The following is a 13,887-nucleotide window of genomic DNA, read 5'->3' as shown; positions in this document are numbered from 1 at the left end:
TCAGCTGGCAAGGCTTTCGCCGAACAACGAACCCTGCCGCGGCGGGGGCGCCAGGCTGGCGCGCAGGCTGGCCGGATCATCCAGCCGACGGTGCGGATGGTGGTCCAGCAGCTGCACGAACGGCAGCAGCTTGCGCATCGGCGCGCGCAGCCGCGCCACGTCGGCCACCCGCAGGCGGCCATGGCGGCGCGCCATCAGTACGCGCTTTACGTTGCGTACGCCCAGTCCCGGCACCCGCAGGAGCAGTTCCTTCGGTGCCAGGTTGAGGTCCACCGGGAACTGCTCGGGATGGCGCAGCGCCCAGGCCATCTTCGGGTCGATGTCCAGGTCCAGCATGCCGTCCTGGGTAGTGTCGGTGATCTCTTCGATACCGTAACCATAGAAGCGCAGCAGCCAGTCGGCCTGGTACAGACGGTGCTCGCGCTGCAGCGGCGGGGGCTGCAGCGGCAGTGCCTTGCTGGCATCGGGAATCGGACTGAAGGCGGAATAGTAGACCCGACGCATGTGGTAATTGCCGTACAGCTGGTCGGAGGTGGTCAGGATATCGCGGTCGCTGGCACCGTCGGCACCGACGATCATCTGGGTGCTCTGACCGGCAGGCGCGAACTTCGGAGCGCGCTTCTGTGCGCTGCGGTGCGGGGTGGCCACCACGGAAGGACGAGCGCGCTCCTCCTTGGATTCCTCGATGCGCCAGCGCAGCTCACCCATCGCGCCGCGGATGGTGGGCATGGTCTTCTCCGGCGCGAACGCGGCAAGGCCGGCTTCGGTCGGCAGCTCGACGTTGATCGACAGGCGGTCGGCGTACTTTCCCGCTGCCGCCAGCAGTTCCGGCGAGGCCTCGGGGATGGTCTTGAGATGGATGTAGCCGGCGTAGCGGTGTTCTTCGCGCAGTTGGCGTGCCACTTCCACCATGTGTTCCATCGTGTAGTCGGCGCTGCGGATGATCCCGCTGGACAGGAACAACCCCTCGATGTAGTTGCGCTTGTAGAAGTCCAACGTCAGCGCGACGACCTCGGCCACGCGGAAGCGGGCGCGCGGCACGTTGCTCGATACGCGGTTCACGCAGTAGGCGCAGTCGTAGATGCAGAAGTTGGTGAGCAGGATCTTCAGCAGGGAGACGCAGCGTCCGTCCGGGGTATAGCTGTGGCAGATGCCGGACCCTTCGGTGCTGCCGATGCCTCCGGACTTTTTCGAGTCGCGCTTGCCGGCCCCGCTGGAGGCGCACGAGGCATCATACTTTGCCGCGTCGGCGAGGATTTCGAGTTTGCGCAGGGTTTCCATGGGGCCACGCTAGGGAGGGCGCGTCTCGGGCTGTGAGACGGACAGCAAAGGCAATCTGAAGGCTTCAGTCGACGATCCGCAGCGCTTTCAGCTCCGTTAGCAGGAATACTAACAGGTGCCAGCTGTCATCTGTGTGTATGCGGCCGCCGGCAGACTGCGGGGCCTCGAAGCTGACAGGTCATTGCACGTGGCATTCTCCCGCAGGCGCCGTTCCACCTTGCTGTTGTTGCTGGCGCTGGCCGCCGGCGCCTCCGCCGCGCCTCCGGTGCTGCGCATCAACGATGTGCTTGCCGTCGGCACCCACAACAGTTACAAGCTGCCGATGCCACAAGCCCGCCTGCAGGCACTGGCAATCCAGCAGCCGGGCATGGCCCAGGCGCTGGACTACGCCCACCGACCTTTGGTCGAGCAGCTGCAGCACGGAGCGCGCCAGATCGAGCTGGACGTCAATTTCGATCCGCAGGGCGGCCATTACGCGGCCGGATCGGCCGACCCGGACCTGCAGCGGCCGGGCTTCAAGGTGCTGCACATGCCCGGCCTGGACAATGCCAGCAGCTGCACCAGACTGCTGCAGTGCCTGCGGCAGCTGCGCGCGTGGTCCGATGCGCATCCCCGGCACGCGCCGATCCTGCTGCTGGTCAACGCCAAGGATGACCAGAACGCCCGGCTGGGTGGTATCGATGCGCTGCGCTTCGATGTGGCGGCGTTCGACGCGCTGGATGCGGAGATCCGCACGGTGCTCGGGCCGGGGAAACTGATCGTGCCCGATGACGTGCAGGCCGGCTACCCGACGCTGCGCGAGGCGGTGCTGGCGGGAAACTGGCCGGCGCTGGAGCAGGCCCGTGGACGCTTCCTGTTCGCGCTGGACGAAGGTCCGGAAAAGGTGGCGCTGTATCGGGGCGATCGCCGTTCATTGCAGGGCAGGGTGTTGTTCGTCAACACCGATGCCGATTCACCGGCCGCTGCCTACATGACGCTCAACGACCCGATCGGCCAGGCGGGCCAGATCCGCCGTGCGGTGAAACAGGGTTTCATCGTGCGCACCCGTGCCGATGCGGAAACCCGTGAGGCGCGTACCGGGGATACCCGGCGGCGCGAGGCGGCACTGACCAGCGGGGCGCAGTATGTATCGACGGATTATCTCTGGCCTGATCCGCGCTTCGGCACGGGTTACCAGGTTCCGCTGCCGCAGGGGGCAGCGGCGACTTGTAATCCGGTGCGCGCGGACCACTGCGGCATGGCCGATCTTGAAGCCCTGCCTTGAACAGCAACCGGTTCAGGGCACCATCGCGGCAGAGTTCACCAAGCCTACGGCAATTGCCACGCCTGCCGAAAACCAGCCGGCGCTTTCGTTGCCAGCGTCGATCTGGTCCGGTCCGCGACGGGTGATGATGGCGCGCGAGATACCGAAGGCCAGCATCTGCATCACCGCAGCGATGGCCGCCCAGATCGCGGCATCCACCAGCGACACCGAGTGGCTGATCACCGAATTGATCGGCAGCGCCAGGCCGACGAGGGCACCGGCCATGCCGATGCCAGCCGCCTTGTTGCCCTGCCGGATCAAGGTGATTTCCTTGTGCGGGGTGATCAGCGCGACCAACGTGATGGCCAGCAGCAGGATCAGCAGGCCGATCCCCATGAAGGCGGCGAAGGCGAGGAACGATTGACCAGTGATGACATAGTTCATGGCAGTCCTTGGAGCATGTCGGGGCAGGGGCCCACGCTACCGCATCGTTGCAAGGAATGCGCGCGATCGTGATCGCGAACGCAGCGTGCGCGCAGGGCGTCGATGCGCTGCCGGCCCGCCCATGACATCGCCTGCACGGGCCGCAGCAGACTCTTGCGCGTCCCAGGCCGCACTTCCGCCGCCTGCCCAGCGAGCAGACCATGCGCGATACCGTACACGCCCGTTATGCCACCCCCTCGCGCGTCCGTGAAGGCCGACCGTTCCCCCAGGGCGCCACGTTCGACGGCAAGGGCACCAACTTCGCGCTGTTCAGCGCGCACGCCACCCGGGTCGATCTTTGCCTGTTCGACGACGCCGGCAACGAAGAACGGATCGAGCTCCCCGAGTACACCAACGAGGTCTGGCACGGCTACCTGCCAGACGTGAAGCCGGGCCAGCGTTACGGCTATCGCGTGCATGGCCCGTACGCGCCTGCCGAAGGCCATCGATTCAACCACCACAAGCTGCTGCTTGATCCGTATGCGCGGGAGATCGAAGGCGACCTCACCTGGAGCGATGAGCTGTATGGCTACACCATCGGCCACCCCGATGCGGATCTCAGTTTCGACGAGCGCGACAGTGCACCGTTCATGCCCAAGGCCGTGGTGGTGCACGACGACTATGACTGGGAAGATGACCAGCGCCTGTTGACCGCCTGGAACCAGACCCTGGTCTACGAAACGCATGTGCGCGGCTACACGATGCGCCATCCCGACGTCGCCGAAGCAGCGCGGGGCACCTGTGCCGGCCTGGCACACGACGCGGTGCTGGATTACATCAAGGGGCTGGGGGTCACCGCGGTGGAACTGCTGCCGGTACAGGCCTACCTGGATGACAGCCACCTGCTGGAAAAAGGCCTGCGCAATTACTGGGGCTACAACACGCTGGCCTTCTTCGCGCTGAAGAGCCGCTACCTGGCCAGCGGACACCGCGACGAGTTCCGTGACATGGTCAAGGCGATGCACCGCAAGGGCCTGGAAGTGGTGCTGGACGTGGTGTACAACCACACCGCCGAAGGCAACCAGCTGGGCCCGACGCTGTCCTTCAAGGGCATCGACAACGCAACCTACTACCGGCTTGCCGACGACAAGCGCTATTACATCAACGACACCGGCACCGGCAACACGTTCAACCTGAGCAACATGCAGGCGATGCGGTTCGTCACCGATTCGCTGCGCTACTGGGCACAGGACATGCACGTTGATGGCTTCCGCTTCGACCTGGCGACCATCCTGGGCCGGGAACCGAGTGGGTTCGACCAGCGCGGCGGGTTCCTGGACGCCTGCGGGCAGGATCCGGTGCTGTCGCAGGTCAAGCTGATCGCCGAACCGTGGGATTGCGGGCCGGGCGGTTACCAGGTCGGGCGTTTCCCGCCGGGGTGGGCGGAATGGAATGACAAATTCCGCGACAACGCGCGAAGCTTCTGGAAGGGTGACGAGGGCATGCTGGCCGAGTTCGCCACGCGCTTCACCGGATCGGCGGACCTGTTCGATCGCCGTGGTCGTCGCCCGTGGTCATCGGTCAACTTCATCACCGCCCACGATGGGTTCACCCTGCATGACCTGGTTAGCTACAACGAAAAGCACAACAGTGCCAACGGCGAGGGCAACCAGGACGGGTCCAACCATGATGGTTCATGCAATCACGGCGCTGAAGGCGAGACCGATGACGCGGCGATCAACGCACTGCGCGAGCGGCAGATGAAGAACCTGCTGGCCACGCTGCTGCTGGCGCAGGGCACGCCGATGCTGCTGGCCGGCGATGAACGTGCGCAGACCCAGGGCGGCAACAACAATACGTATTGCCAGGACAACGAAACCGCCTGGATCGACTGGCAGCGGGACCCAAGCGAAGGACGGCTGGCGGAGTTCGTGCGCGAACTGACGGCACTGCGCCGCCGCTACCCGATCCTGACCCGTGGCCGCTACCTCAACGGGCGCTACAGCGAAGAAGCCGGGGTCAAGGACCTGACCTGGCTCAATCCGAGCGGGGCGGAGATGCAGGAGGCTGACTGGAGCGATGCCGGCGCGCGATCGGTGGGCCTGGTGCTGGAAGGCAAGGCGCAGCATTCCGGCGTGCGCGAGCATGCCAACGATGCCACCCTGTTGATCCTCATCAATGCATGGCAGGAAGGGGTGTCCTTCAAGCTGCCCGATGACGAGCAGACGCCGCTGCACTGGAAGCTGATGGTGTCCACCGATGAAGCGCTGGATCGCGAGTCGGTACCCAAGGGCTCAACCGAATTCCTTGCCCCGCCGCGCAGCGTCACCGTGTTCGAATGCCGTAGTTGACGGCAGGACGGGCCGGGGGGCGTGCAACGCCCCCTTGCCGCAGGGGGCGATCACACCAGTTGCGCGGTGGGCTTGTGGGTGGCCAGCCAGATCGCCTGCCACAGCCCGGAAAGCCCGATCAATGCGTAGACCGCACGCGGCCACGGACTGTCGATGCCGCAGGCGAGACCGATCAGGTCGATCTGGAACTGGCCCTGCAGGCCCAGGCAGATGGCACCGAACAGCACCATGATCATCGTCGCGATGTTGAACGCTCGCACTGCATTGCCCCCTGGTTGACTCGTTGGTATCGGCATGGTGGCGCGCGTTCCGTGCGAGCACCGTGATCGCGCGCTTCACGCTCCCTCAACCCGGGCCTGCACCCGCACTGCACGCCGGGCTGCCTATGCTCTGTCCATCCTTTCGTCCTGGCAGACACTCCGCATGGTCCCCACTTCCTATTGGCGCAAGAGCTGGGGCAGCTTCGTGCGACCCAATACCGGGTCGTTCGATATCCGTGATGTCTCCTGCCTGCAGGAGCCGACCTCGCTGCGGATCGTCCACCTGTACCGCATCGATGCCTGCTGCCAGCGCTGCGACCGCGCTTTCTCGGCACGCGATGGCCATGGCATGGCGACGGTCACCGGTGCGCGCGTGTTGACCTGTCCGGGATGCTCGGCCAGCCAGGCAGTATCCAACCGTGAGCTGGCGCGATTCTCCGCCTCCCACACGGGCACCGCGATGGCAGCGCCAGGGCCGGTTGCCGAAGTCGCTTGAGCGCGCCACCGTGAAGAATTCCTTGCGCGTCCATCACACCGCCGCACAGAGGGCTGATGGACACTGTGCGCATGAGATGTGTTGCCGATGCCATGAACCGCCCCGACACCCGCACCCGCACCGAGAACGGCGCAGCACCCAGGATCCTGGTGGTCGAAGACGAGCTTGAGCTGTCCACGCTGCTGCAGACCATCCTGGTGGGGGAGGGATACCAGGTCGAGCAGGCCTATTCCTTGTCAGATGCGCTGCATTCGCTCGACGACGAAGCGTTTGATGCGGCTGTACTCGATGTCGAGCTTCGCGACGGGCTGGTGTTCTCCGTCGCCGATCGCTTGAAGGCGCGCGGAATTCCGTTCTTCTTCCTGTCCGCGGTTTACCGCGGGGTAGTGCCGGTGGCGCACCGTGACGTGCCGTTCCTGGGCAAGCCTTATGAACTGGACGAACTGAAGGGTTACCTCGCTGAGAGTCTGCGAAGCGCTTCATGAGTTGCCAGGCAGTGGGAGAAGCGCAGGCAGCCGTGCGGCGTCACACGCTCTAGCAGGCGGCGATGGCAAGCTGTCGGCCGTCTTTCACCGCCTCCCAGGAGCACACAGCCATGGCGTCCAGCCCCTTCCTTCATCCCGTGCGGGCGATACATCCCGTGCATGCCGCCGTGCTCGGTGGCGTGCTTCCGCTTTTCCTCGGAACGCTGCTGGCGGATTATGCCTACTGGAGCAGTCATGAGATCCAGTGGAGCAATTTTGCTGCGTGGCTGCTGATCGGCGCCATGGTGATGACCACGCTCGCCCTGCTGTGCGGCGTTGTCGACCTGGCCCGGCATCGTCACGGACTGGCTTACGTGGTGGTGCTGGCGGTGACCTGGGTACTGGGCTTCTTCAATTCGCTGCACCATGCGCGTGATGCTTGGGCAGTAATGCCGGCCGGACTGGTGATGTCGCTGGTCGGTACGCTGTTGGCACTGGTGGCGACCTGGATCGGCCTGTCCACCCTGCGCGTGGGAGGTGTCCGATGAGCCGCCAAGTGATCACGATTCTCTCGGTTTCGGTGCTGGCTGCCGCGCTCGCCGCCTGCAGCAACAAGGCCCCGCAGGTGGACCAGTACGGTGCCACCCCGGAGATGCCCGCGCCCAAGCGCGACCTGATGCCGGACATGACCATCGCCAAGCCGACCGCGTGGGGCGACAGCGTCCCGACCGTGCCGGCCGGTTACCGTATTTCGGCCATCGCTACCGACCTGGGCATTCCGCGCCAGACCCTGGTGCTGCCCAACGGTGACATCCTGGTGGCGGAAGGGCGGGGCGGCAACGCACCGAAGCTGAAGCCGAAGGATGTCATCGCCGGCAAGATCAAGGCCAAGGGCAACACGGCGGTGAAGAGTGGCAACCGCCTGACGCTGCTGCGCGATGCCGATGGGGACGGTGTGTATGAAATGAAGACCGTCTTCGCCGACAAGCTCAATGCCCCGTATGGCCTGGCGATGATCGGCAACGTACTGTACGTCGCCAACCAGGATGCGCTGGTACGGTTCGACTATGTCGAAGGGCAGACCCGGGCCAGTGCGGCGCCGGTGACGGTCACCGAGCTGCCTTCGGCGATCAACCACCACTGGACCAAGTCACTCACCGCGAGCGCCGATGGTCGCCATCTGTACGTGGGCATCGGCTCCAACAGCAACATCACCGAACGCGGCATGGCTGCCGAAGTGGACCGTGCGGTGGTGTGGCAGATCGACGCTGCGACCGGCGCCCACAAGACCTTCGCCACCGGCCTGCGCAATCCCACCGCGCTGGCGATCCAGCCGGGTACCGGCGCGCTGTGGGCGGTCGTCAACGAACGCGATGAGATCGGGCCGAACCTGGTGCCGGACTACCTGACCTCGGTGAAAGAGGGCGCGTTCTACGGCTGGCCGTACAGCTATTGGGGCAAGAACGTGGATGAGCGGGTGATGCCGCAGGATCCGGCGAAAGTGGCCAGTGCCATTGCGCCGGATTACGCGCTGGGCTCGCACGTGGCCGCGCTGGGTGTCTCGTTCTCCGGCCCGACCATGGGCGCCAAGTTCGCCGATGGCGTGTTCGTCGGCGAGCACGGCAGCTGGAACCGCAATCCGCCCGTGGGCTACAAGGTGGTCTTCGTGCCGTTCCGTGACGGCCGCCCGGCCGGTGAACCGATCGACTTCGTCTCCGGCTTCCACGGCGAAGACGGGCTGACCCGTGGCCGCCCGGTGGGCGTGACCGTGGACCCCCGCGGTGCGTTGATCGTTGCCGATGACCTGGCCAACACGATCTGGCGGGTGACGCCGGATACGGTCGCCGCCCCGGCTGCACCGGCGGCGTCACCGCCGGCTCCGGTTACCCCGTAAACCGGCTGCGTCCGCGCCGGGCGATCCCCGGCGCGGACGGCGCTCAACCCAGCGCCGCGCGTACGCGCGTGGCCAGCTCGTCCACGCTGAACGGTTTGCCGATCAGCTGCACGCTGGGATCCAGCACGCCGTCCTGCACCAGCGCGTTACGGCTGTAGCCGGTCGCGAAGAGCACTTTCAGGTTCGGCCGGCGCCTGAGTGCCTCATCGGCCAGTTCGCGGCCGTTGACTTCCGGCATGACGACATCGGTGAACAGCAGTGCGATCGCCGGGTGCGCATCGAGCAGCTTGAGCGCGGCGGCGGCGCCGTCCGCGGCCAGCACCGGGTAGCCCAGTTCGGTCAGCGCGTCGATGGAGAACTGGCGCACGCCCGGCTCATCTTCCACCACCAGCACCAGCTCCTGCCCCCCGGACAACGCCACCGGGACATCCTCCGCAGTGGAGGGCGGCGCATCGAGCACCGCCATCAGGCGCGGCAGGTAGAGCATCACGGTGGTGCCCTGGCCGACGCGCGAATCGATGCGCACGTGGCCGCAGGACTGCTTGACGAAGCCGTACACCTGGGACAGCCCCAGTCCGGTCCCCTGGCCGACCTTCTTGGTCGTGAAGAACGGCTCGAAGGCCTTGGCCATCACCTCCGGCGGCATGCCGCTGCCGTTGTCGGCGACAGAGATCAGCACGTATTCGCCGACGGGGACGCCGCCGGCTTCGGCGCATTGCTGCGCACAGTTGGCCGTTTCCACCGTGAGCCGGCCGCCTCCGGGCATGGCATCGCGCGCATTGACCGCAAGATTGAGGATCACGTTTTCCAGCTGGTTGGCGTCGGCGAAGGTCGACCACAGGTCGGCGGCCAGCACCGTCTGCAGGCGCACGCTGCTGCCCAGCGAATGCACCAGCAGGTCCGACATGCCCGCCACCAGCCGGTTGGCATCCACCGGAACCGGCTGCAGCGGCTGTTGGCGGGAGAACGACAGCAGCCGCTGGGTCAGCTGCGCGGCCCGGCGCGCGCCATCGATCGCCATGTCGATGTAGCGCTTGGCACGCGGATCCTGGTCGCCCAGGCGTGCCGCCAGCAGGTCAAGCGGCCCGATGACCGTGGCCAGCATGTTGTTGAAGTCATGTGCGATGCCACCGGTCAGCTGGCCCACGGCCTCCATTTTCTGGCTCTGCCGCAGCGCGTCTTCGGCGCGCGTGCGCTCCTGTACCTCCTCCAGTACGCGGGCTTCCAGATGCTCGTTCAGCTCTTTCAGGCGGGCCTCGGCCAGCCTGCGCTCGGTGACATCGATGGCCACCCCCAGTACGCGCAGGCAGCGGTCCCCTTCGAACAGCCCGCGGCCTTTGGCGGCCACCCAGCGCAGCACGCCGTCCTCCCGGCCCACCGTGCGGTATTCCACGTCGTAGAGCGCGCGCACGGCCGGGTCGGCGGCGGCGGCAAAGGCGGCGGTGGTCGCCTGCCGGTCATCAGGATGCAGGCCGTCGTAGAAGTCCTGCAGGGACACCTCGACCTGCGCGGAGATGCCGAACATGGCCTTGGTGCGTGGCGGCCAGATCAGCACGTTGTTGACCAGGTCCACGTCCCAGAATCCCATGTCCCCGGCTTCGGTCGCCGAGCGCAGGCGCTCTTCGCTCTCGGCCAGGGCCGCCTCGGCGGCCTTGCGCGTGGTCAGGTCGAGCATCGCGCCGATCATCCGATGCGGCTCGCCGGACGGACCGCGCAGCACCGTACCGCGATCCAGCACGGCCGCATAACTGCCATCGGCACGGCGGAAGCGGTACTCGCCCGACCAGGCCGAGCTGCTGCTGTCGATCACCGCGTGGATGGCTGCATCCACCCGGCCACGGTCGTCGGGATGGATATGGTCCAGCCACCACTGCGCGCTGGTGGCAGTAACCGCATGCCCGAACAGCGTACTCAACGCCTCGTTCCAGATGACGTGCCCATCGGCCATCCGCCAGTCCCAGATCGCATCATTGGTGGCCCGGGCCGCGAGCCGGTAGCGTTCCTCGATTTCCTGGTGCTGGGCTTCGGCGGCCTTGCGGTCGGTGATGTCCAGCGACGTACCGACCAGGCCGACCACGGCGCCTTCACCATCGCGCAACGGCGCCTTGGTCGACAGCCAGAACGCACGGCGGCCATCGGGGAAACTGATTTCTTCTTCGACCTGCTCACTGCGGCCGCTGGCCATCACGCGCTCATCGGTGGCCATCACCGCTGCCGCCTGCCCGGGATCGCCCAGCAGCTCGGCATCGGTGCGCCCGACATAGTGCTCCGGCGGCATGCCGATCAGTTCGGTGGTGCCGCGGTTGCCCATCAGGATGCGGCCCTTGCGGTCCTTGGCGTAGACCACGCCGGGCGCGGCCTCGACGAAGGAACGCAGCAGGGTCTGCGCCTGGTCACGTTCGGCTTCAAGCCGGCGCCGCTCGTCGATATCGATCAGCACGCCGGGGAAGTCGATCGCGCGACCGTGCGCATCCAGGTCCACACGGCCGGCCGCTTCCAGCCAACGGTACTGTCCGTCCGCGCCGCGCGTCCGGAACTGGTGGACATAGCGCCCGCCGCGGCCTACTGCCTCGGCGATTGCCTGCTGCAGGCCGTCCCGGTCATCAGCGTGCACGGCGGCCACCACCTGGTCCAGGCGCAGCTCGCTGCGTGCCAGCGCCGGATCCAGGCCGAACGCCCGGGCGAGGGCATCATCCACGGCGAGTCTGTCGTGCGCGACATCCCAGAACCAGGTGCCCACGATCGCCCCGGCGGCAAGCGCCAGTTTGACCCGCTCGGCATCACGCGCCACCCGGGTCGAATTTCCGTCTTCAAGGTTCAAGGTGTTCTCACGGCGAGGCGCGGGGATGACGTGTTTGGCCGCATAGATTATCGCCGCCGCCCAGCGCTGGGAACGTGGCTTGCTGAAGCTGATCAGGATGTCACCGGCGCAGTGCCTTCACGCCAGCGCCGCCCGCGGCCTGCGGGTCCCCTTTGACGTGTGGCACAGTGGCGGCGCGGGAGCAACCACGACGTCAAGGAGATCGGAATGAGCGCGAGAACGATGATGCTGGTGCTGTGCCTGGCCGCGGCGGGTTCGGCGATGGCAGGCGGCAGTGCCCGGTTCGGCAACAAGCTGGTGAGTACCGGCGACGGGGCAGGCAAGGTGACCCAGGTGGCAGGCAAGCCGGACCGGGTGATCCAGCTGGAAACCGACTACAGCGGCAACGTGGGCGAGCGCTGGGAATATTACAAGGCGCAGAAGACCGTCCAGATCATTTTCCGCGATGGCAGGGTGACCGAGGTCAACGAGCTCTACAACTGATTGGCCAGCACGCCCTGAATCGATCTAAACTCGGTCGAAACCACCTGGGAGGGCAGGGCATGGCGAAGATGAGGGTAGCAGTGGGCGCGGCACTGGTTGCTGTGGCAGTGGCCGCTGCGGCAGCCTCGGCGGGGCAGGTTGGGCCTGCGGCGGCGACATCCGGCAACCCCATCCTGCCGGGCTGGTATGCCGACCCGGAAGCGGCGGTGTTCGGCAGCACGTACTGGATCTTCCCGACCCGCTCGGCGCCGTATGCCGAGCAGACCGGATTCGATGCATTCTCCTCGCCCGACCTGGTGCAGTGGACCCGGCATCGCAACGTACTCACCACCGACGCCATCGCGTGGGCCAGGGAGGCGCTGTGGGCGCCCTCGGTCGTGGAACGCGATGGCCGCTATTACTTCTTCTTTTCCGCCAACGACATCAAGAGCGACCAGGAGCTCGGTGGCATCGGCGTGGCGGTGGCCGACCGGCCCGAGGGTCCTTACCGCGACCTGCTGGGCAAGCCGCTGATCGGCACCTTCCATAATGGTGCCCAGCCGATCGACCAGTTCGTGTTCGAGGACGATGACGGCGCCTGGTACATGATCTACGGCGGCTGGAAGCACGCCAACATCGTGCGCCTGAAGGATGACTTCACTGGCGTGCAGCCGCACGAGGATGGCACGCTGTACAAGGAGATCACCCCCGCACCGGAATACGTGGAGGGCTCGCTGATGTTCAAGCGCGGCGGCCGCTACTACTACATGTGGTCCGAGGGCGGCTGGGGCGAGCCGGAGTACTCGGTGGCTTACGCCATCGCCGACAAGCCGACCGGACCGTTCAAGCGGATCGGCAAGATCCTGCAGCAGGATCCCACCATCGCCACCAGCGCCGGCCACCACTCGGTGATCCACGCGCCGGGCTCGGACAACTGGTACATCGTCTACCACCGTCGCCCGCTGGGAGAGACCAGCCGCCATCACCGCGCCACCGCGATCGACCGGATGTACTTCGATGAAAAGGGATTGATCCTGCCGGTCCGGATGACGATGGAGGGCGTGCCGGCCGAGCGGCTGGACGCGCGCTGATCGCGGTTGTCCCGCGCACGGTGGACGTGCTGCCGCGCTTGGTCGGCGCTCCAGTGCGGTCCATCGCGTGCTGGGTGGTTTCGTCGGATGCCACTGGAGTGGCCGGGGCGCCGCGTGCAGTCTGCCGGTGTACGACCTACCCGACGCGACAAGGAATGTTCGATGCCATCCCGAGCCCCACTGCTTTGCTTCGTGCTTGCCGGCTCCCTGCTGTCCAGCGGCGCGATCGCGGCCGACGCCAGTGCACCGCCGGATGACGCGTGCGCGCTGGCGGCACGGCCCCTGCGCGCGCCGGACCTGCAGGTTCCCTTCGACATCGTCGACGGCCGCATCTATCTCCAGGTCCAGGTCAACGGCCGTGGACCATTCCGCTTCGCCGTCGATACCGGGGCAAGCGGCATCGGCCGCGCCGACATCCGCCTGGCCACCGCGCTCGACCTGCCGTTGCACGGCCAGGCCACCACCTCCGATGGCGTGTCCAGCGCCCGCGTGCAGACGGTCCGGATCGACTCGCTTGCCCTGGGCGCGGTGGTCCGGCGCGACGTGGAGGTCATCACGCGCGACTACAACGCGCACAATGCCCCGGAGGCGGCGTTCCTGGGGATACTGGGTCGTGGTTTCTTCGATGACGGCCTGCTGGTCATCGACTATCCACGGCGCATGCTGTCCTTCAGCCGCACCCAGCAGCTTCCCACCCAGGGCACGAATGTACTGCGTTATGAGCGTGCCTTCCGCGTACCGGTGCGGATCGGCGGGGAGCAGGTGCTGGGCCAGCTCGATACCGGCGCCAACGTCAGCTTCGTGCTGCCACGGGCGCTGTATGACACCGTTTCCGCCGGACCCCTGGAAGCAGCCGGCCGCTCGCGGTTGACCAACAGCCAGGTCGAGGCGCAGCGGGCCACCGTGCAGGGGCCGATCGAGATCGGCCAGCTGCGCCTCGCTGATGTGGAGGTGCGCGTGTCGGCGAAGTATCCCGAGCTGCTGATAGGCGCACATGCGCTGCAGCAGGCCGTTGTGCTGATCGACCAGCGCACCAGGGCGGTGGCCATCTGCCGGTAAGCCGCACGGCTCCGCGGCTATACTCGGCCTTCATGCTCAAGG

13 protein-coding genes are annotated in these 13,887 nt (G+C 66.5%); 9 read left to right on the top strand and 4 right to left on the bottom strand.

The genetic code is table 11. The annotated features are described in order from the left end of the window. Nucleotides 1–1,281, bottom strand: coding sequence for a putative DNA modification/repair radical SAM protein (locus tag ACI2JH_RS00535; RefSeq protein WP_101100993.1), 1,281 nt, complete (start codon nucleotides 1,279–1,281; stop codon nucleotides 1–3). 187 nt (nucleotides 1,282–1,468) lie between these two features. Here ACI2JH_RS00535 and ACI2JH_RS00530 point away from each other — a divergent pair, with 187 nt between their 5' ends. Further along, nucleotides 1,469–2,545: a phosphatidylinositol-specific phospholipase C1-like protein gene (locus ACI2JH_RS00530; protein WP_404735114.1), complete on the top strand. Its 1,077-nt coding sequence runs from the start codon at nucleotides 1,469–1,471 to the stop codon at nucleotides 2,543–2,545. A 12-nt stretch (nucleotides 2,546–2,557) separates the two neighbouring features. Here ACI2JH_RS00530 and ACI2JH_RS00525 read toward each other — a convergent pair whose 3' ends face one another. Beyond that, nucleotides 2,558–2,968: a DUF350 domain-containing protein gene (locus ACI2JH_RS00525; protein ID WP_042612938.1), complete on the bottom strand. Its 411-nt coding sequence runs from the start codon at nucleotides 2,966–2,968 to the stop codon at nucleotides 2,558–2,560. Nucleotides 2,969–3,168: 200 nt separating this feature from the next. Between ACI2JH_RS00525 and glgX the strand changes: the two genes are divergently transcribed. Beyond that, entirely contained in the window at nucleotides 3,169–5,298 is a 2,130-nt protein-coding gene (gene glgX / locus ACI2JH_RS00520; RefSeq protein ID WP_404735113.1) for a glycogen debranching protein GlgX, read from the top strand. Between the two features lie 50 nt (nucleotides 5,299–5,348). Here glgX and ACI2JH_RS00515 read toward each other — a convergent pair whose 3' ends face one another. Continuing rightward, nucleotides 5,349–5,558 carry a DUF378 domain-containing protein gene (locus ACI2JH_RS00515; RefSeq protein WP_042612965.1) on the bottom strand — a complete coding sequence of 70 codons (210 nt, stop codon included), beginning with the start codon at nucleotides 5,556–5,558 and terminating at the stop codon, nucleotides 5,349–5,351. A gap of 163 nt (nucleotides 5,559–5,721) precedes the next feature. Between ACI2JH_RS00515 and ACI2JH_RS00510 the strand changes: the two genes are divergently transcribed. From ACI2JH_RS00510 to ACI2JH_RS00495, 4 genes are all read left to right on the top strand, one after another. After that, on the top strand, nucleotides 5,722–6,054 hold the full coding sequence (locus ACI2JH_RS00510; RefSeq protein ID WP_101100999.1) for a hypothetical protein: 333 nt from the start codon (nucleotides 5,722–5,724) through the stop codon (nucleotides 6,052–6,054). A 56-nt stretch (nucleotides 6,055–6,110) separates the two neighbouring features. After that, nucleotides 6,111–6,539, top strand: coding sequence for a response regulator (locus tag ACI2JH_RS00505; RefSeq protein ID WP_404735112.1), 429 nt, complete (start codon nucleotides 6,111–6,113; stop codon nucleotides 6,537–6,539). Nucleotides 6,540–6,649: 110 nt separating this feature from the next. Further along, the gene (locus tag ACI2JH_RS00500) at nucleotides 6,650–7,066 is read left to right on the top strand and encodes a DUF2231 domain-containing protein (protein ID WP_404735111.1); all 417 of its coding nucleotides are present in this window, start codon (nucleotides 6,650–6,652) and stop codon (nucleotides 7,064–7,066) included. Continuing rightward, nucleotides 7,063–8,412 carry a sorbosone dehydrogenase family protein gene (locus ACI2JH_RS00495; RefSeq protein WP_101101005.1) on the top strand — a complete coding sequence of 450 codons (1,350 nt, stop codon included), beginning with the start codon at nucleotides 7,063–7,065 and terminating at the stop codon, nucleotides 8,410–8,412. The genes ACI2JH_RS00500 and ACI2JH_RS00495 overlap by 4 nt, the downstream gene beginning before the upstream one ends. Before the next feature lie 43 nt (nucleotides 8,413–8,455). On the opposite strand, the gene ACI2JH_RS00490 is transcribed toward ACI2JH_RS00495, so the two are convergent. Next, entirely contained in the window at nucleotides 8,456–11,233 is a 2,778-nt protein-coding gene (locus ACI2JH_RS00490; RefSeq protein WP_404735110.1) for a PAS domain-containing protein, read from the bottom strand. A gap of 207 nt (nucleotides 11,234–11,440) precedes the next feature. Between ACI2JH_RS00490 and ACI2JH_RS00485 the strand changes: the two genes are divergently transcribed. From ACI2JH_RS00485 to ACI2JH_RS00475, 3 genes are all read left to right on the top strand, one after another. Then, nucleotides 11,441–11,716 (top strand): DUF2845 domain-containing protein, encoded by a 276-nt coding sequence (locus tag ACI2JH_RS00485; RefSeq protein ID WP_157825122.1) that lies wholly within the window; start codon nucleotides 11,441–11,443, stop codon nucleotides 11,714–11,716. 59 nt (nucleotides 11,717–11,775) lie between these two features. Further along, nucleotides 11,776–12,786 (top strand): glycoside hydrolase family 43 protein, encoded by a 1,011-nt coding sequence (locus ACI2JH_RS00480; protein ID WP_404735109.1) that lies wholly within the window; start codon nucleotides 11,776–11,778, stop codon nucleotides 12,784–12,786. Between the two features lie 162 nt (nucleotides 12,787–12,948). Further along, on the top strand, nucleotides 12,949–13,845 hold the full coding sequence (locus tag ACI2JH_RS00475; RefSeq protein ID WP_404735108.1) for an aspartyl protease family protein: 897 nt from the start codon (nucleotides 12,949–12,951) through the stop codon (nucleotides 13,843–13,845). Nucleotides 13,846–13,887 lie beyond the last annotated feature (42 nt).

Source organism: Stenotrophomonas sp. NPDC078853, from assembly GCF_044901215.1.
Lineage (GTDB): Bacteria > Pseudomonadota > Gammaproteobacteria > Xanthomonadales > Xanthomonadaceae > Stenotrophomonas > Stenotrophomonas lacuserhaii.
Note: the sequence above shows the minus strand (reverse complement) of the source record. Positions and strands in the feature narration are given on the sequence as shown.

Excerpts from the sequence above, each read along its gene's own strand:
- ACI2JH_RS00510 (WP_101100999.1), top strand. The coding sequence starts at position 5,722 with ATGGTCCCCACTTCCTATTGGCGCAAGAGCTGGGGCAGCTTCGTGCGA.
- ACI2JH_RS00500 (WP_404735111.1), top strand. The coding sequence starts at position 6,650 with ATGGCGTCCAGCCCCTTCCTTCATCCCGTGCGGGCGATACATCCCGTG.
- ACI2JH_RS00525 (WP_042612938.1), bottom strand. The coding sequence starts at position 2,968 with ATGAACTATGTCATCACTGGTCAATCGTTCCTCGCCTTCGCCGCCTTC.
- ACI2JH_RS00505 (WP_404735112.1), top strand. The coding sequence starts at position 6,111 with ATGGACACTGTGCGCATGAGATGTGTTGCCGATGCCATGAACCGCCCC.
- ACI2JH_RS00495 (WP_101101005.1), top strand. The coding sequence starts at position 7,063 with ATGAGCCGCCAAGTGATCACGATTCTCTCGGTTTCGGTGCTGGCTGCC.
- ACI2JH_RS00475 (WP_404735108.1), top strand. The coding sequence starts at position 12,949 with ATGCCATCCCGAGCCCCACTGCTTTGCTTCGTGCTTGCCGGCTCCCTG.
- glgX (WP_404735113.1), top strand. The coding sequence starts at position 3,169 with ATGCGCGATACCGTACACGCCCGTTATGCCACCCCCTCGCGCGTCCGT.
- ACI2JH_RS00485 (WP_157825122.1), top strand. The coding sequence starts at position 11,441 with ATGAGCGCGAGAACGATGATGCTGGTGCTGTGCCTGGCCGCGGCGGGT.
- ACI2JH_RS00535 (WP_101100993.1), bottom strand. The coding sequence starts at position 1,281 with ATGGAAACCCTGCGCAAACTCGAAATCCTCGCCGACGCGGCAAAGTAT.
- ACI2JH_RS00480 (WP_404735109.1), top strand. The coding sequence starts at position 11,776 with ATGGCGAAGATGAGGGTAGCAGTGGGCGCGGCACTGGTTGCTGTGGCA.